The organism is Nesterenkonia xinjiangensis (assembly GCF_013410745.1).
Taxonomy (GTDB): Bacteria; Actinomycetota; Actinomycetes; order Actinomycetales; family Micrococcaceae; genus Nesterenkonia; species Nesterenkonia xinjiangensis.
In genome coordinates, this window is the sequence record NZ_JACCFY010000001.1 from 1,353,615 (window position 1) to 1,371,562 (window position 17,948).

13 protein-coding genes are annotated in these 17,948 nt (G+C 68.9%); 6 read left to right on the forward strand and 7 right to left on the reverse strand.

All coding sequences use genetic code 11. The features are described 5' to 3' along the window. Positions 1 to 55: 55 nt before the first annotated feature. From HNR09_RS06255 to HNR09_RS06265, 3 genes are all read left to right on the forward strand, one after another. Positions 56 to 934 (forward strand): LysR substrate-binding domain-containing protein, encoded by an 879-nt coding sequence (locus HNR09_RS06255; protein WP_179543049.1) that lies wholly within the window; start codon positions 56 to 58, stop codon positions 932 to 934. Positions 935 to 1,123: 189 nt separating this feature from the next. Then, positions 1,124 to 2,092 (forward strand): 5-dehydro-4-deoxyglucarate dehydratase, encoded by a 969-nt coding sequence (locus tag HNR09_RS06260; RefSeq protein ID WP_179541260.1) that lies wholly within the window; start codon positions 1,124 to 1,126, stop codon positions 2,090 to 2,092. 58 nt (positions 2,093 to 2,150) lie between these two features. After that, a complete protein-coding gene (locus HNR09_RS06265; RefSeq protein WP_179541261.1) occupies positions 2,151 to 3,764 on the forward strand; it encodes an aldehyde dehydrogenase (NADP(+)) in 1,614 nt (537 codons plus the stop codon). Between the two features lie 98 nt (positions 3,765 to 3,862). On the opposite strand, the gene HNR09_RS06270 is transcribed toward HNR09_RS06265, so the two are convergent. Next, positions 3,863 to 5,344 carry an LVIVD repeat-containing protein gene (locus HNR09_RS06270; protein ID WP_246348747.1) on the reverse strand — a complete coding sequence of 494 codons (1,482 nt, stop codon included), beginning with the start codon at positions 5,342 to 5,344 and terminating at the stop codon, positions 3,863 to 3,865. Between the two features lie 243 nt (positions 5,345 to 5,587). On the opposite strand from HNR09_RS06270, the gene HNR09_RS06275 reads away from it, so the two are divergent. Continuing rightward, complete coding sequence (locus HNR09_RS06275; RefSeq protein WP_179541262.1) at positions 5,588 to 6,274, forward strand: DUF305 domain-containing protein; 687 nt, start codon at positions 5,588 to 5,590, stop codon at positions 6,272 to 6,274. 143 nt (positions 6,275 to 6,417) lie between these two features. Here HNR09_RS06275 and HNR09_RS06280 read toward each other — a convergent pair whose 3' ends face one another. From HNR09_RS06280 to HNR09_RS06305, 6 genes are all read right to left on the reverse strand, one after another. Then, entirely contained in the window at positions 6,418 to 8,487 is a 2,070-nt protein-coding gene (locus HNR09_RS06280) for a beta-galactosidase (protein WP_246348748.1), read from the reverse strand. A 130-nt stretch (positions 8,488 to 8,617) separates the two neighbouring features. Beyond that, positions 8,618 to 9,928, reverse strand: a complete 1,311-nt coding sequence (locus tag HNR09_RS06285; RefSeq protein WP_246348749.1) for an ABC transporter substrate-binding protein — start codon at positions 9,926 to 9,928, stop codon at positions 8,618 to 8,620. Positions 9,929 to 10,046: 118 nt separating this feature from the next. Continuing rightward, positions 10,047 to 10,943: a glycoside hydrolase family 43 protein gene (locus tag HNR09_RS06290; RefSeq protein WP_343047462.1), complete on the reverse strand. Its 897-nt coding sequence runs from the start codon at positions 10,941 to 10,943 to the stop codon at positions 10,047 to 10,049. A 7-nt stretch (positions 10,944 to 10,950) separates the two neighbouring features. Continuing rightward, on the reverse strand, positions 10,951 to 12,660 hold the full coding sequence (locus tag HNR09_RS06295) for an MGH1-like glycoside hydrolase domain-containing protein (protein WP_179541264.1): 1,710 nt from the start codon (positions 12,658 to 12,660) through the stop codon (positions 10,951 to 10,953). Then, positions 12,653 to 13,999: an ABC transporter substrate-binding protein gene (locus HNR09_RS06300; protein ID WP_179541265.1), complete on the reverse strand. Its 1,347-nt coding sequence runs from the start codon at positions 13,997 to 13,999 to the stop codon at positions 12,653 to 12,655. Before HNR09_RS06300 ends, HNR09_RS06295 begins: the two co-directional genes overlap by 8 nt. Positions 14,000 to 14,107: 108 nt before the next feature. Then, the gene (locus tag HNR09_RS06305) at positions 14,108 to 14,995 is read right to left on the reverse strand and encodes a helix-turn-helix domain-containing protein (protein ID WP_179541266.1); all 888 of its coding nucleotides are present in this window, start codon (positions 14,993 to 14,995) and stop codon (positions 14,108 to 14,110) included. A 91-nt stretch (positions 14,996 to 15,086) separates the two neighbouring features. Here HNR09_RS06305 and melA point away from each other — a divergent pair, with 91 nt between their 5' ends. After that, positions 15,087 to 16,535 (forward strand): alpha-galactosidase, encoded by a 1,449-nt coding sequence (gene melA / locus HNR09_RS06310; protein ID WP_179541267.1) that lies wholly within the window; start codon positions 15,087 to 15,089, stop codon positions 16,533 to 16,535. A gap of 3 nt (positions 16,536 to 16,538) precedes the next feature. After that, the gene (locus HNR09_RS06315) at positions 16,539 to 17,858 is read left to right on the forward strand and encodes an ABC transporter substrate-binding protein (protein WP_179541268.1); all 1,320 of its coding nucleotides are present in this window, start codon (positions 16,539 to 16,541) and stop codon (positions 17,856 to 17,858) included. The last annotated feature ends 90 nt before the right edge of the window (positions 17,859 to 17,948 follow it).

Below are 17,948 nucleotides of genomic sequence, written 5' to 3' on the forward strand. Positions count from 1 at the left end.
CACCATGATGCTCGGAAGGGATCACACTTCCCCCAACCGATACTTGGAGTGCATGGTGTTCACGCTGGACCAGATACGCAGCTTCGTGGCGGTCGCGGAGGAGCTGCACTTCGGCCACGCCGCCGAGCGGCTCAACATGACCCAGCCGCCGCTGAGTCGCCAGATCCAGAAGCTGGAGAAGACCGTCGGGGTGCAGCTCATCGAGCGGGACAACCGCAAGGTCGCCCTGACCACCGCCGGCAAGGCCTTCCTGACAGATGCCCGCAAGCTGCTGATCGCCTCCGAGCAGGCCCCGCTGACCGCCCGGCGCATCGCTCGCGGCCAGGCCGGGGTGCTTCGCATCGGATTCACCGCCGCCTCCGGGTTCTCCGTGCTGGGCAGCCTGCTCGCCACGCTGGCCGAGCAGCTGCCCGACGTCGACATCGACCTGCGTGAGCAGGTCACCCGCGAACAGGTCGACTCCCTGGCCAACGGCGAGCTCGACCTCGGCCTCGCCCGCCCGCCCATCGACCATGAGCACTTCGAGTCCCGGCTCCTGCAGTCCGAGGCGCTGCAGCTGGCGGTCCCGGAGGACCATCCGCTGGCCGCGCTGAACCGTCCGGTCTCCGGAGAGGACCTCCAGGACGTCCCGCTGATCATGTACTCCCCCACCAAGGCGAGGTACTTCTACGACCTGGCCATCCGCAACGTGCCCATCCAGCACGGCAACGTGGTCCACACGGTCAGCCAGATCCTCACCATGGTCTCGCTGGTGGCCGCCGGCCGCGGCGTGGCCTTCGTCCCCGAGTCCGCCCAGCGGCTCGGGGTCGCCGGGGTGAAGCACCTGCAGCTGGCCGACCAGACCGACGACGTCCAGCTGCATGCGATCTGGCGCCGGGGCCAGCGCAACCCCGCCCTGCTGCGCCTGCTCTCCGCACTCGATCACCAGGAGTGAACCTGCCGAGCATGACTGGGCCACCTGTCATACCTGCACGACATAAACCCATACAAAAGCGGCCTTGGACGCCCACCCGAGGACGTTCCTACAGTGAGAGACAAGGCTCGCTCGCGGGGTCCACCGCGCCTGAGCAGTCATTCCCGGCGGCCCGCGCTCGGCCCCAGCCTCACCATCGGAAGGTCCCCCGTGTCCCAGCACCCAGTCCAGCAGTTCACACCCCAGGAACTCGCCGATCACCTCAAGGACGGCCTGCTCTCCTTCCCCGTCACGGCCTTCACCCCGGACCTCGCCGTCGACGAGGACCGCTACCGCGAGCACCTCACCTGGCAGGCTCGTCAGGGCGTGGCCGGGCTGTTCGCCGCCGGCGGCACCGGTGAGGGGTTCAGCCTCTCCCCCGAGGAGAACGCGCGAGTCTCGCGGATGGCCGTGGAGGAGGCCGGTGCACACGTGCCGGTGCTCGGCTCCGCCGGCGGCTCCACCGCCCAGGCCGTGGAGAACGCCCGCGCCGCCGAGGCCGCCGGGTGCCAGGGCCTGCTGCTGCTGCCGCCTTACCTCACCGAATGCGACCAGCAGGGCCTGCAGGCTCACGTCGACGCCGTCTGCGCCGCCACGACCATCGGGGTGATCGTCTACAACCGGGCCAACGCCGTCTACGGCCCCGAGACCGTGGCCCGGCTCTCCGAAAAGCACGAGAACTTCATCGGGTTCAAGGACGCCACGGGAGACATCGAGGCCGTCACCCGGGTCGTCGCCACCAACGGCGACCGGCTCTTCTACCTGGGCGGGCTGCCCACTGCGGAGACCTTCGCCCTGCCGATGCTGCAGCTGGGGATGAGCACCTATTCCTCAGCCATGTACAACTTCGTCCCGGAGTTCGCCCTGGAGTTCTATGCGGACGTGCGCCGCCAGGACCGCTCCGCCGTCACCGAGAAGCTCACCCGATTCGTGCTGCCCTACCTGGACATCCGCGACCGGGTGAAGGGTTACGGCGTCTCCATCGTCAAGGGCGGGCTCAAGGCCGTCGGACGCGACGCCGGCCCGGTGCGACCACCGCTGCAGGACCTCGCCGAGCAGGACCTGCAGGACCTCATCGACCTCATCGATGCCGCAGGGATCCGCCCGCAGAGCCCCTCCCCGGCACTGTCCGCCGTCTGAGACCATCACTGACAGACCCGCACAGCACCATCCGCCCCGCACCGACCAGGAGCTGAGCATGACCACACAGACCACCGCATCCACCCTCACCGGACAGTCCCTCATCGCCGGACGCCCGGTGACCGGCACCGACCGCACCGTGCACGGCTTCGACCCGTCCACCGACGAACCCCTGGAGCCGGGATACCCGCTCATCGACGAGGCGCAGCTGGCCCAGGCCACCAGCGCGGCGGCCGAGGCGTACCAGAGCTTCTCCCAGCTGGAGCCGGAGACCCACGCGGCCTTCCTGGAGAAGATCGCCTCCAGCATCGACGCCCTCGGCCCGGAGATCACCGCCCGGGCCATGGCCGAGACGGGCCTGCCCGAGGCCCGCCTGGTGGGCGAGCGCGGCCGCACCGTCAACCAGCTGCGCCTCTTCGCCGCCGTCGTGCGTCAGGGTGACTTCCGCGGCGCGCGTCTGGACAGCCCGAACCCGGACCGCACCCCGCTGCCGAAGCCTGATCTGCGCCAGCGCAGGATCCCGCTGGGGCCGGTGGCGGTCTTCGGCGCCTCCAACTTCCCGCTGGCCTTCTCCACCGCCGGCGGCGACACCGCTTCCGCGCTGGCCGCCGGCTGCCCGGTGGTCTTCAAGGCCCACAACGCCCACCCGGGCACCTCGGAGCTGGTGGGCCGCGCCATCACCGAGGCCGTGGCCGCCTTCGACCTGCACCCCGGTGTGTTCTCGCTGATCTACGGCGCCGGCGCCTCCATCGGACAGTCGCTGGCCTCCGACCCCGCCATCCAGGCCGTGGGCTTCACCGGCTCGCGGGCCGCCGGGGTCTCCCTCATGAAGGCCGCCGCGGCGCGCGAGGTGCCGATCCCGGTCTACGCGGAGATGAGCTCCATCAACCCGGTGTTCTTCTTCGACGGCGCCCTCAGCGGCGACGCCGGGGACCTGCGCGGACGGGCCCAGGCCTATCTGACCTCGGTGACCGGCTCCTCGGGGCAGCTCTGCACCGCCCCCGGCCTGGTGTTCGTGCCCACCGGTGAGGCCGGTGACGCCTTCCTGGCCGCCGTCGGCGAGGCCGCCGGCGACTTCGGCGGGCAGACCATGCTGACGAAGTCCATCGCCGACTCCTGGAACGCCGGGGTGGAGCAGCTGGGCGGCCAGGCCGGCGTCGAACTGGTGGGCCGCGGCTCCCAGGGTGCCGGCGAGAACGCCCCCGCCCCGGTGGTGTTCAGCGCCTCCACCGCGCAGTTCCTGGACAACCCGGTGCTGCACGAGGAGGTCTTCGGCGCGGCCTCCCTGGTGGTGCGCTACGACGGCGTCGAGGACCTGGTGGCGGCGGCCTCGGCGCTCGAGGGCCAGCTGACCGCGACCCTGCACATCACCGAGGCCGACCACGAGACCGCCCGGGCCCTGGTCCCGGTGCTGGAGCAGCGAGTCGGGCGCATCCTCGCCAACGGGTGGCCCACCGGCGTCGAGGTCGGCCACGCGATGGTCCACGGCGGCCCGTTCCCCGCCACCTCAGACTCCCGGACCACCAGCGTCGGCACCCTGGCGATCGAACGCTTCCTGCGCCCGGTGGCCTACCAGAACCTCCCTGAAGAGCTGCTGCCCGCCCCCGTGCAGGCCGCCAACCCGTGGGGGCTGAACCGCCGCATCGACGGCGACATCCAGCTCGACGGCTGAGGCTCGCCACAGCCCTCTACACACAGAAGCGCCGGGCCGGTCCGGAGAGGGACCGACCCGGCGCTTCCGCGTGCTCGGCAGACCTGGGACTCAGCGGATCAGAAGCTCTCCTGGCCCTGCGGGTTCAGCTCCTGCAGGTCCGTCCGGGCGTCGCCGTCGATCGAGTCGTCCAGCTGGAACGTGTCGAAGCCGATGGACAGGTCGGAGGAGTACACGAAACCGTTGTAGTAGTACGAGGACCACGTGCCGCCGTCGCTGATGCCCTCACCACGATCGAACCAGGCGACCTCCTCCGGGTTCGCGGAATCGGTGAAGTCGAAGACCGAGATGCCGCCCTGATACCAGGACTGCACCATCAGGTCTCGACCCTGGACCGGGATCAGCGACCCGTTGTGGGCCACACAGTTCTCGTTCTCAGAGTTGATGCGCGGGATCTTGTAGTACGAGGCGAACTCCAGCTCGCCGTCGACGATGTCGTAGATGGCGTTGGCACCGAGGGTCTCTCCGAACTCCTCGGTGCAGGTGGCCCAGCCGCCTCCTCCGAGCTCGTCGGTGAAGACGACCTTGCTGGCGTCGTTGTTGAACGTCGCTGAGTGCCAGAACGCGAAGTTCTCGACGTCGCGCACCTGGCTGATGACCTCAGGGTTCTCCCGGTCCGAGATGTCCATGAGGATGCCGTCGCCCATGCAGGCACCGGCGGCCAGGTCATGCTCGATATAGGTCGTGATGTCGTGGCAGCCGCTGGTCTCGGTGTAGCCGCCGCGATCGTCACCCTCATAGCCGCCGTCGGGGAAGAGCACCGGCTCGGAGGTCACCTTGGCGGCGTGCGGGGCGTTGACGGGGATCTTGACCACGGAGATCAGGTCATGCGGCGGCTGACAGTTCGCCAGCGCCGGGTTCGGCGAGTAGGACGAGACATAGACGTAGAGGACGTTGCCGTGCTTCGCCGGCGCCAGGGAGTTGGTGTGGGAGCCGCACTTGGTCTCCACGGCCTTGACGTACTCCGGCTCAGCAGGGTCGCTGATGTCGAAGACCCGCAGACCCTCCCAGTAGTCCTGCGTGTCTCCGGTGCGGTCGGCGCCGCAGGTGTCATCCTCCATGCGCGCGTCCACCGAGAGGATCAGGATGTCCTTGTAGACGGAGACGTCGTTCTGCGGACCCGGGCAGTGGACCTGCACCAGCTGCTCGGGGTTCGCCGGGTCAGCGAGGTCGTAGACAGTGAACCCGTCGTAGTTGCCCACATAGGCGTAGTCGCCCTGGAAGGCGATGTCGGAGCCGGTGGACTGCAGCGGACCGTTCTTCGGGATGTTGCTCAGGTGCTCCATGTTGTGGCTGGCCACCTCGCCGGACCCGACGTCGGGCTCTCCGGAGGTGCTCTGCTCGCCGTCGAGCTCCTGGTCCTCCAGCTCGCTGAACCGCTCGACCATCGCGTCCTCGTCGAACGCCTCCTCGCTGACCTCCTCCTCGCTGAAGAACTCCTCGTGAGAGACGTCCTCCGGGGTGAAGGACCGCTCCTCGGGACTGGCCACAGAGATCGGGGCGGTCAGAGTCATGACAGTGCCTGCGAGCAGGAGCGACATGGCCACTCCTGCGGCGGATCTCGCCTTGCTTCGGGTGATTTCTTGAAGACGCACGGGCGTCCACACCTCCTCGGTTGGATACCTGTAGTATTGCGAATCACATGACTCAGGTCTAGAGATTCTGAATATGTGGTTCGTATGAGCAAGCACCGACCGAGAGGCTCCTTAGTGAGATCCTTCACCGTCGTTCGGGCAGGTCAGCGCGACTCGCCCTCCTATCCGGTGTCATATCTGAGGCGATCGATGAGTCTGATCGCCGCCGCCCTGGCGGGCCTGATGGCCGTCTCCGCCTGCTCGCCGGAAGCCCAGGATTCGGAGGATTCCCCCACGCCGTCCTCGGCGGTGCTGATGCCGGAGAATCCCGGTGACGAGGCCGAACGAGTGGAGCCTGAGGACTACGACGGTGCACAGGGCGTCACGGATGAGTGGAATGACCTGGATGCCGAGTACATGACCATGATGATCGCCCACCACGCCCAGGCCATGGAGATGACGGGCCTGGTCCCGGACCGGGCGGACTCCGAGCAGCTGAAGACCTTCGCCGAGCGGATGCACCTGGCCCAGAAGGGCGAGATCGGCTACATGGCGGACTGGCTGGAGGAGCGCGAACTCCCTGTGCCGCAGGAGGCCCGAGACGTGGCCGAGGGCAGGACCCCGTCCCAGGAGGACCACGGACACGGACACGACCACGCCACGATGCCCGGCATGCTCAGCACGGAGGAGATGACCGCGCTGCGGCAGACCGAAGGCGAGGAGTTCGACATGCTCTTCCTGGAGGGCATGATCGCCCACCATGAAGGCGCGCTGGAGATGAGCGAGGGCGTGCAGGCCGAGGGCTACGACCTGGCCACCCAGGAACTGGCGGAACACGTCCACTCGGACCAGACCGCGGAGATCTCCAGGCTGAAGCAGCTGCTGGACGAACTCTGAGGCTAGAGCCGATAGTCGGACGTCAGCTCGATCAGCGGAGCAGAGAGATAGATCTCCACAATCTCTTCTGAGAGCAACAATGGGTGCAGCTCATGGAGACCCTGGCTCGCTGTCAGCGGCAGTCGCGTGGCGGTGCCGGAACCTCAGCGACCCTCCGCAACGACGGCGACCTCCCCTGCTCGCACAGTCAGCTCACCGGGCACCTCGGCTCCGGTGATCAGTTCGCGACCGTGGGCGGCGACGACGGCGTCCTGCTCCGTGTGGTTGAGCACGAAGAGGTACGCCCCTCCATCCTCGCCGTGGCGGCGCACCACCTCGACGTCCTCCGGCGCCTCGGCCTCGGCGGCCACCCCGGCCTCCTCCAGAACGGCGTCGACCAGCTGGCGCAGCGTGGCAGCGTCGGGGCGGGTGCCCACGTACCAGGCGGCGCCGGCGCCGAGAGGACGCCTCGTCACCGCCGGATGCCCGGCCAGCGGCCCCTCGGTCCAGCTGCGCACTGCCGTGGCACCCTGGTCCAGCACCAGATGCGTCTTCTCCGCCCAGAACTCGCCGCGCCCGCCGTCGTCGAGAGCGTGGGAGTCCCGCCCCTGCAACGTCCAGAACTCCTCGGTGCGGATGCCCAGCAGCTCGCGGAACGCCCCGGGGTACCCGCCGAGGCGGACGGCGTCGTGCTCGTCGACGATCCCGCTGAAGAAGGTGATCAGCACTGAGGCCCCGGCCTCTGCGGCGTCGGCCAGCGCCTGGGCGTGCTCGTCGCGCACCAGGTACAGCGAGGGCACCACGATCGCGCGATACCCGCTGAGGTCCGCCGAGGGATGGACGACGTCGACCGTCACCCCCGCCTGCCACAGGGCGCGGTACCAGTGCATGACCTCCGCCGGATAGGAGAAGTCATTGCGCGGATGGGAGTCCAGCTCGGAGGCCCACCAGGCCTCATAGTCGAAGAGGACGGCCGTCTGCGCACGCACTGTGGATCCCCGCACCGGCTCCAGCGCCTGCAGGATCTCGCCGAGCCGCACGGTGGTGCGGAAGACGTCAGTGTCGGCGCCGGCGTGCGGCACCATCGCCGAGTGGTACTTCTCCGCGCCGGCGGCGGACTGCCGCCACTGGAAGAACATCACCGCATCCGCACCGCGGGCCACATGGGACAGCGAGTCACGCAGCATCTCATCCGGCGACTTGGTCCGGTTGTGCAGCTGCCAGTTCACCGCACTGGTGGAGTGCTCCATGAGCATCCACGGTCGGCCGTCGGCCACGCCGCGGGTCAGGTCCGCGCTGAAGGCCAGCTCGATGTGCCGCTCGTCGTCATCGGCGATCGTGTAATGGTCGGTGGCGATGACATCCATGTCCGCCGCCCAGGCGAAGTAGTCCATGTGCTTGGACCGCGTGGTGCACATGAAGTTGGTGGTCACCGGGACAGCAGGGGTCAGCTCTCGCAGGATGGCCTTCATGTCCCGGAAGTAGGCCAGCAGCTCGTCGGAGGAGTACCGGTGGAAGTCCAGGTTCTGCGTGGGGTTGACGAACATCGGCGCCTTGCGGGGCGGCAGGATCTCGTCGAAGCTGCTGTAGCGCTGGGACCAGAACGCCGTGCCCCAGGCGCGGTTGAGCTCCTCGACGGTGCCGTATCGGGCCTCGAGCCAGGAGCGGAACGCCGCGGCGGCGTCGTCGGAGAAGTCATGGGCGTTGTGGCAGCCCAGCTCGTTGTCCACATGCCACAGCGCCAGGGCAGGGTGGGCGGCGTAGCGCTCGGCGACCGCCCTGGTCATCCGCAGCGCATAGTCGCGGAAGACCGGGGAGGAGATCGAATAGGCCTGCCGGGCTCCGGGCCATAGCGTCGAGCCGTCGGCGTCCTGAGGCAGGATCTCAGGGTGCCGGTGGGTCAGCCACGGCGGCGGGGAAGCGGTGGCGGTGGCCAGCGCCACAGAGACGCCTCGGGCGTGGAGACGGTCCAGGACGTCGTCGAGCCAGCCCCAGTCATACTCGCCCTCGCGGGGTTCGAGCATCGCCCAGGAGAAGATGCCGACGCTGACCAGGTTCACCCCGGCCTGCCCCATCAGCTCCACATCCTCGAGCTGGACCTCCAAGGGCCACTGCTCAGGGTTGTAGTCACCGCCGAAGGCCAGGCCGGGGACGGCGGGCCAGTCGAGCGAGGTTGCGTCCGGGGCGATGGTGTGGGCGGTGGCGTCGTGCTCCGAGGCGGTCATGCGTCTCATCTCCTGATGGTGGGGCCGGATGTGCATCAGTCCCCGTCTTCTTCGCTTGTCCCCGTGGAGTTCCACGGGGACAAGCGAAGACGACGGGGACGAAACGCCTGATCAGCAAGGACAGGTCAGCGCGGAAGGGTCAGCGCAGCTCGGTCTCCATCTCGGAGATCATCTGCGCAGCGGCGTCCTGCGGGGACTGACGCTCGAAGAACACCTCGAGCTCGTAGCGCTGCAGGATCTCCTGCATCGCCGAGAAGCCCATGGCCGGAACCGGCTCCGGTTCGCCGATCTCGTCGTCGATGTCCTCGATGAACTCGGCCGAGGTCAGATCCGCACCCTCGATCTGCCCCATGACGGCCTCCCGGACGTCCAGGTTGGTGGGCAGGCCACGGTCGGTGAGGTTGGCCTCGCCGGCCTCCTCGGAGTTGATCATGAAGTCGACGAACTGCTGTGCCTCCTCCGGGTGGTCGGTGGTGGCCGCCACCGACATCAGCATCGTGGACTTGTACCACATGCCATTGTCTTCGGCACCCCCGGTGTGGGACGGCATGCGCAGCGGCACCAGCTCGGTGCCGGCGGCGCCGGACATCGCGGAGAGCTGGTTGGTCCACCACATGCCCATCGCGACCTCGCCCGAGGCGGTCATGGACTCGTCCGGACCGGGAGTCTGGTCCTCGGCGATGACGGAGGCGCCCGGGTAGCCGCCCTCCTCCATGAGCTCCAGGAGGTGCTCGAAGTACTCGGCGGCGTCATCCTCGGTGAAACCGAGCTCACCGTCGTCGGTGGTCAGGTGCTTGTCCTGCTGGCGGAGCCAGATCTGCAGGTCGGCAGGCTGACCGGGGCCGGTGGCGCCATAGACGCCGTCGACGTTCTCCGAGATGGTGGAGGTGATCTCCAGGTAGTCGTCCCAGGTCCAGGTGGAGTCATCGGGCATGTCCACCCCGGCCTCCTCGAAGATCTCCGGGTTGGCCATGAGCACCATGGCGTTGATGCCGGTGGTGATGCCGATCAGCCCGTCCTCGGTGCGGCCGTTCTCCAGGACGTCCTGGTCCAGGGCGGAGGTGTCGACCTGATCCAGGTCCAACAGGGCGCCACGGTCGGCGTACTCGCGCAGATAGGCGTCGTCCATCTGGATGATGTCCGGCATGTCTGTGGCGGCGGTCTGGGTGGCCAGCTGATCCCAGTAGCCGGACCAGTCGCCGAACTCGGCGGAGACGGAGATGTCGGGGTTCTGCTCCTCGAAGGCGTCGATGATCTCCTGGGTGGCCTGGTGGCGAGAGTCCGAGCCCCACCAGGCGAAGCGGAGCTCGACGTCGCCGCCGTCGTCACCGCCTCCTCCGCAGGAGGAGAGGGTCAGGGCGCCGACGGTGGCGGCCGCTGCGAGGGTGGCGAAGCGGCCGGTGCGGCCGGTCATGCGCGAACGGGGGCTGGGCATGGGGGAGAACTCCATCTGAGGATGCTGACAGGGGCGCCCCGATCCCGGGGCGTTGAAACGATTTTCTCTCACGATAGATGTGACCGCACTCACCTGTCAACGCAGGCGGGAAAGCGCAGTCCAACTTTCTCCGTCACCGCACCCGCAGTCCGCCTGAGACCTCCTCGAGCTCGATGAAGACCGCCCGCTCCTCCGGCGTCCGGTTCGGAGTGTGCAGGGTCAGCAGCAGGCGGCCGTCCAGAGCCCGGAAGATCATCCCGTGGCCGCCGTCGGCCTCGTAGAGGGGATGCGGCTCATGCCGCCACGGACCTCTCACGGTCCCTGACTCCGAGACCGCCACCCCTTGGGCGTAGCGGCCGCCGCGGAAGCTGGCCCACAGCATCAGCAGAGCACCGTCAGCGGTGCGATGCAGGAAGGGCCCGTCCGTGACATGACCGCTGCCGTGTCGCCTCGAGTGCACCGGCTCGGACCAGGGAGCCTCGGAGGCGGCGAACAGTAGGACCGGCTCGCCGTCGGCGGCCCGGAGGTCCTCGGTCAGCGGCACCGCGCAGATGGTCCCGTCGCCGACCTGGACCCATTCGTGGCAGAACACCATCCAGGGCCGGCCAGCCTGATCCACATGGAGGGTCCCGTCCAGGCATTCCCAGTCAGGCGGGGTGACCGGCCCGTCGCTGTGCGGCACATAGGGGCCCTCCGGCCGGTCGGCGACCAGGATCGCGGTGCCGCGGCGACTGATCGCAGCACCCGGACCGGAACTCGGCCCGAAGGTCGCGAACATGAACCAGCGCCCGCGGTGCTCATGGACCTCGGGCGCCCAGTACTCTGTCTGCGACCAGAAGCCCTCCGGCGCGCGGAACGCCGGCTCCGGGCCCTCCCAGTCGTGCAGATCGGCGGAGGTGTAGACGTCGAAGCCGGTGGCCCGCCCCTTCCAGATGTCGGCGTCGGTGGAGCCGAAGAGCAGGTGCCGGCCTCGGGCGGGATCGGGCAGCACATACGGGTCACGGATCTGGATGTCCTGGATGCTCAGCACGGGCCCATCACCGCCCGTGCCGCGGCGCGATGAACTCGGGCCCGCCACGGTCGACGACGACGCCGGCCTCCCAGCGGATGCGCTCATCCGGGGCCACCGTCAGCTCCTCGGTGCCGCCTCCGGGAGCACCGGGGCCGTCCAGCCGTCCGGTCACCGGATGCGGGGCCACACCGACGACGGCGGTCACCGCGCCGAGGCCGTCGAGCTCCACCCGCCAGCCACGAGGGATGCTCAGGTGCTCGACGCCCTCGCGCAGCAGCACCGTGCCGACGTCATCGGAGAGCGCCTCCCACGCGGTGCCGGCCACGCGGCGCGAACAGGCCACCGCCTGCGCGGCCGCACCGTGGTCCAGCCGGGTGGGCGCCAGCGAGGTGACCGCGAACCCACCGAGGGGCAGCGGCAGGACCCCGCAGAGCCGCTCCACGGCGTCGAGCATCCACAGCACCGCAGGCGAGTAGCCCGAGGTGTAGCCGGCCTCCCCGCTCCAGGGGTCCAGGCACTGCGGGAAGCTCTCGGCCACGGCCAGCGCGGTGAGCACCGGCCGGGTGACCACGGCGAGCTCGGCGGGGCGGCCGTGGTGTTCGAAGGCGTGCGGGGCGCGGATCATGGTCAGGAAGTTCACCGGCCCGCCCCAGGAGTTGCGGGTGTGGTCGGCGTCGAACCGGGGGTCGTCCATGGCCAGGGAGGTGAACCCGTAGTGGGCGAGGAACCGGGCGGTGTTGAACAGGTGACGACGCAGCGCCTCGGCGAAGAGATCGCCGTCGCCGACCTCGCAGGCGAGCACGCGCAGCAGCACGTCGCCGAGCACCCGCACCGGCTCGCCGGTGGCATCGAGGTCGTAGAAGGTGCCGTCCTCGGAGTTCCAGCACTGGGCGAACAGCGCCTCGAGGCTGGTGCGCGCCGCCTGCCGCCACGGCTCAGGGTCCTCTCCGAGCTCCTCGGCGATGAGCGCCAGATACGCCCGCTGGCAGGCGACGTTCGCCGTGAGGTCCGGTGCCACATAGGGCACCCCGGGCGCTTCGGGGTCGCAGCGGGAGGCCTCGCCGTCCAGGCAGCGGTCCGGAGCGAACCAGAACCGCGGGGAGAGGTCGTGGCCGGTGTCGAAGGTGCAGAACGCCTCGACGCCTCCAGTGCCGCGGGTGTTCCGATGGCGGGCCAGCCAGTCGTCGTTGCGGCTCATCGCCGCGTACATGCGGCGCAGCCAGGTGGCGTCTGCTCCGGCGCCCGGGCCGGCCTCCGCACCGTGCAGCCGATGGTGGGTCCACACGGACCGTGCCAGCGGAGTGACGATCTGGATCTGGCTGAAGGCCGGGCCGTCCTGGGTGACCTTGTACGGGATGAGCCCGTCCTCGCGCTGATGCTCGGCCCAGAGGCTGAAGGTGTCGGTGGCCACCTCCGGGACGAACCGTGAGAGCACCTCCGCACTGATGGTACCGGTGGACTCGATCCAGGCGCCGTCGTAGGCCCCGCCCTCATGCAGCACCGGCACCCCGCGCTGATCACGGATGCAGGCGTCCAGCTCGAGCATCGCCTGCTCCCAGCGCCGCTGCAGCGGACCGCCGACGGCGGCGAACCCCGCCCCGGTCTGAGCCAGCCCGCCGGCCAGCGTGGAGCTCAGAAGGGAGCGATCAGGCGAGCGGAGGCGGGTGAGCGCCTCGGTCAGCCCGGGACGCAGGGCCTGGTCAGCATGGTCTCGACGTGCCGAGTGGTCACTCAAGGACGCCCTCCATCTCCCGATACACGCTCTCCGCGGCCTCCTGCGGACTGAGCCGCTCGAAATACAACTCGTCCTCGTAGCGCATCATGATCTCCTGCAGCGAGGAGAAGCCCAGCGCCGGGATGGGCTCAGGGCCGGCGATGTCGTCCTCGATCTCCTCGATGAAGTCCGCGGAGACCAGGTCCTGACCCTCGATCGCCTCCAGCACGGCCTCCCGCACCTCCTGGTTGGCCGGCAGGCCACGGTCGGTGAGGCCCAAGAGGCCGGCGTCGACGTCGTTGACCATGAAGTCGATGAAGAGCTGCGCCTCCTCCGGGTGCTCGGTCTGTGCGGAGGCGGAGAGGAACATGGAGGACTTGTACCAGTGGCCGCTGTCCTCGGCCCTGCCCGTCTGGCTCGGAAATCGCAGCAGCTCCATGTCGACTCCGGCCGACTCGGAGATGCCTGCCAGGGAGCTGGTCCACATCGGCGCCAGGGCCACTCGACCGGTATGGATGAGCTGCTGCTCAGGGTCCGCCCCGCGGTTCTCCGCCATCACGCCGGCGACGGGCATCGCCCCGGCGTGCATGAGCTCCAGCCAATACTCGTAGTACTCGGTGAGGTCCCCGACGTCGAAGCCGAGCTCGCCGTCGTCGGTGGTGAGGTGCTTGTCCTGCTGCCGCAGCCACACCTGGAACCCTCCGGGCTCATTGGTCTCGTTGGTGCCGTAGGCGTCGTCGAGATTCGCGCTGAGCTCCTCGGTGATCTCGGCGAAGTCCTCCCAGGTCCAGGTCGTGTCATCCGGGATGTCCACCCCCGCCTCCTCGAAGAGCTCCGGGTTGGCGCCCAGGGCCAGCGAGTTGATGCCGGTGGTGATCCCGAACAGCCCCTCCTCGGTGCGACCGTTGTCCACCGAGTCCTGGTCGATGCCCGAGGTGTCCACCTCGGTGAGGTCCAGCAGGGCACCGCGATCCGCGTACTCGCGCAGGTACTTGTCATCCATCTGGATGATGTCCGGGGCGTCACCGCCTGCGGTCTGGGTGGCCAGCAGCTCCCAGTGCCCGCCGAAGTCCGAGTAGGTGCCCTCGATGCTGATATGCGGGTGCTGCTCCTCGAAGGCATCGATGATCGCCTCCGACTGCTCCACCCGCAGCCCGCTGCCCCACCAGGTGAAACGCAGCTCGATCTCCTCATCGGCGGAGCCGTCGGCACCGCCAGCGTCGGCGTCGGAGGAGCAAGCAGTCAGCGCCAGTGCGGCCACGACGGCGAGCGCGGCCGTGGTGCGAGCAGCGGGGCGTGAAGCGGTCCGAGACAGGGGGCGATCGGATGCGCAGGGGATGCTGGACAGGGGCCTGGCCATGGCGGGAGCCTTCCGGAAGGGTGCCGTCCGATGATGGGCGACACGCTGATTTAATCGTTTCATGAGACTATTTGTGACCCGCTTCACCGGTCAACGCCCAGGGCCATGTCAGTGCGACATGAAGTCATACCGGCGGCGATACCCCGACGGAGAAGTGCCGACGTCGCGCTTGAAATGCACATAGAAGCTGCTCTGCGAAGAGAACCCGGACGCGTGGGCGACGTCGGCGGCCGACCAGTCGGTGGTCAGCAGCAGCCGCTTCGCCTCGGCCAGCCGACACATGGTCAGATACTCGGCGACCGTCATGCCCAGCACCTTCTTGAACACGCCCATCGCATAGGTGGGCGAGAGGTGGACCGCACCGGCGGCGTCGGAGACCGAGACCGGAAGCCGGTGATGCGCGGCCAGGTAGCGGGCCATGGCCACGGCGTGCTCGGCCGCACCCTGCCCGGAGTGCGCCGCACCCTCAGGCTCCTGCGGCGCCCCGCACGTCCCGCCCGACGCACCCGCCGCCGCCCCGGACCTGCGATGGCCGGCGAGCACGCGCCGCACCAGCGCCTGCGCTTCGAGCAGGGCGATCTCGGCGTCGTCGCCGGCCAGCTCGGTGCGCCAGACTTCGAAGAGGTCCACCACGCGGACCGGGACCTCCTGAAGCGGGACCACCACCGGACGCATCCGCAGCAGCGTGCCGATCTCCTGCTCACCCAGACCCCAGCCGAGCACCGTGCTCAGGGGCAGATGCACCCAACAGACGTCCGCTTCGCCCGGATCGATGAGCCGATGCGGGAAGGCGGCCCAGAACAGCGCGATCTCGCCCGGGCCGATGGAGATCCGCCGCCCGCCGAGCAGGTAGTCCAGCCTGCCGCGGACCACGATGTTGATCTCGAGATCATCATGACGGTGGGCGCGCTCCATGGCCGGAGGCCGCCCGCGGCGGACCCAGATGGCCGGTGGGATGTCCTGCACGTCGAGCATGCCGAGTGTGTCCTGAATCACTCGGTCCACCCTACCCGGAGAGGAGGATCCGGGAAATTCTCCCGACTTCGACGGAGGCTCCTTCAGCATCGGCAGGCCTACTGTGACTTTCATGACCTACGTCACAGCCGAAGCTCCCGCCCCTGCCCTCGACGACCACGCACCCGCCGGACCCCGGATCGCCATCATCGGCGCCGGCGGGTTCGTCTTCCCCTTCCGCCTCATCGGCGATCTCATCAGCTTCCCCGCACTGCGCGGCGCCACCCTCGCCCTGATGGACATCGACCCCGGCCGACTCGACCGCGTGGCCACCGCCGCCCGGCGACTCGTCGACCATCACGGCTTCCCCACCGTCGTCGAGCAGACCACTGACCGCCGCGAAGCCCTGCGCGACGCCGACGTCGTCATCATCACGTTCCAAGTGGGCGGCATCGACTCCTACCGGCACGACGTCGAGATCCCGCGGCGCCACGGCATCGACCAGGCCGTGGGAGACACCCTGGGCCCCGGCGGAGTGTTCCGCTTCCTGCGCTCCGTGACCGCCTACGAGGCGATCGCCGAGGACGCAGTGGAGCTGTGCCCGGACGCGCAGTTCATCAACTACGCCAACCCCATGGCCATGGCCACCGCCTATCTGAACGCCAGAGGACTGCGCACCGTGGGACTGTGCCACAGTGTGCAGGGCACCACCCGGATGCTGGCCCGCACCCTCGGAGTGCCCTATGACGAGGTGACCTTCACCAGCGCCGGCATCAACCACCAGGCCTGGATCCTCTCCTTCCGCCGCGGGGACGAAGACCTCTACCCGCGGCTGCGGGACGTCATGGGCGGCCGGCATCAGCGCGGCCGGGCGGCGTCATCCCTCACCGCCGACGACGGCGACCACAGCGGCGAGGCCGAGGCGGCCAGCGACTACGAGGGCGGCAACGAGCAGGTCCGCACCGCGATCATGCAGACCTTCGGGCATTTCCAGACCGAGTCCAGCCACCACGCCTCCGAGTACCTGCCCTATTTCCGCAAGAACCCCGAGCTGGTGGAGGAGTACATCCCCAGTCGCTGGGACTACTTCGAGATCTGCGCCGCCCACGACGCGTCCGGGGACCTCGGCGACCAGCTGGCCGAGCTCAAGGCGGAGCTGAAGCCTTCGCTGGAGTACGGGGCGATCATCGTCAACTCGATGATCACCGGAGAGCCGGCCGTGGTGCACGGCAACGTGCCCAACAGCGACGCCGGCTTCGCCCCCGGCGCGCAGGGCTCGGTCATCACCAACCTGCCGGCCGCAGCCTGCGTGGAGGTGGCCTGCCTGGTGGACGGCGCCGGTCTGCGCCCGACCCGATTCGGCGACCTGCCCCCGCAGCTGGCCGCGGTGAACCGGACCAACGTCAACGTGCAGGAGCTCGCCGTGCGCGCCGCGCTGGAGGGATCACGCGAACACGTGCATCACGCCGTCGCCCTGGACCCGCTCACCGCCGCGCTGCTCACCGTGGAGGAGATCCACCAGATGACCGAGGAGCTGCTCGACGCGCATGCGGAGCTGCTGCCGGAGACGCTGCGGAGCTGAGCGATGCCCCTGCACCGAGAAGGACGGACGCGATCATCGACAGGGGGTCATGGACCGACCCGGCGGCGGTTCATCGCGCTCGCCGGCATCTCCGCAGCCGGCGCCCTGGCCGCCTGCACCGGCGAACCCACCGGGACGACCCACCTGAGACTCTCGTCCTGGAACATCCCTCTGGACCTCGAGTCCTACCAGCAGATGGCCGACGAGTTCGTCGCCGACCACCCCGGGACCTCCGTCGCCGTCGAGGTGACCACCGGTCAGTTCCACCAGTGGTTCATCACCCGGCTGGCAGCCGACCTGGCCCCGGACATCATCCGCATCACGCCCCAGCAGATCGGACGATACGCCGCCAACGGCAGCCTGGTGGACCTCTCCTCGGCGATCCCAGGCAGCTATCGGCAGGACTACTCGGACGCGTTCTGGGCCATCGGGGACCGGGAGGACGGCCTCTACGGCGTCTTCCAGCACACCGACAACTTCATCACCTACTACAGGCATGACGTGATGGAGACGATCGGCGTCACCCCGCCGGGAAGGCTCCAGGACGCCTGGACGTGGCAGGAGTTCCTCGAGATCGCCGAGGAGGCCAGGAAGGTCACCGGCGGCTACGGGTTCGGCTACGGCTGGACAGGGCCAGAGACCGCCTACCGGTGGATGCCTCTCATCCACCAGAACGGCGGCACGTTCCTGGGCGACGACGGCGAGACACCTTCCATGGACACGCCGGAGGCGATCGAGGCGCTCTCGTTCGGGCGGCGCTGGTACGCCGACGGACTGGTCTCCCCGGGGAACATGGCCAAGTCCGGTGGCGGGGACGTCGCACGGAACCTCTTCCTGACCGGCCAGATCGGCCTCATGCTCAACAACCCGGAGTCCATCGCTCAGCTGGACGAGGAGATGCCGGACGAGTGGGGCACCACGTACATGATCAGGAACTCCCAGGAGGCCTCCGACCTCGGAGGAAACGCATTGGCCGTCACACGCTCGTCCAAGCACCCTGAGCTCGCGGCCGAGCTGGTCGCCCACATCACGAGTCGCGAGAAGGTCATCACGTTCTGCCAGCACGGGAACTGGCTCCCCGCACGCGCCTCGCTCGACGCCGATGACATCGGATACTCCGCCCACCCGGAGACGATGCAGCGGTTCATCGACCAGGGCTCGACCATCCCGATCGAGATGGTCCGCGCCCAGACAGGGCGCTTCTTCAGCTCCCTGAACGCCGTATTCGCCGACTTCCTCGACCTGTGCTTCCTCGGTGAGCTCTCACCGGACGAGACGGCCCGACAGATGATGGAGGCGATGGAGAGTGTCACTGATCAGTGAAGCCCCCCGGCGGACCCCCGGACGCCCGGCGGACCAAGAGTCCGTCCCCGCTGGCCGATCCGGCCGAGCAGGCCGCCCAAAGCAGCTCCG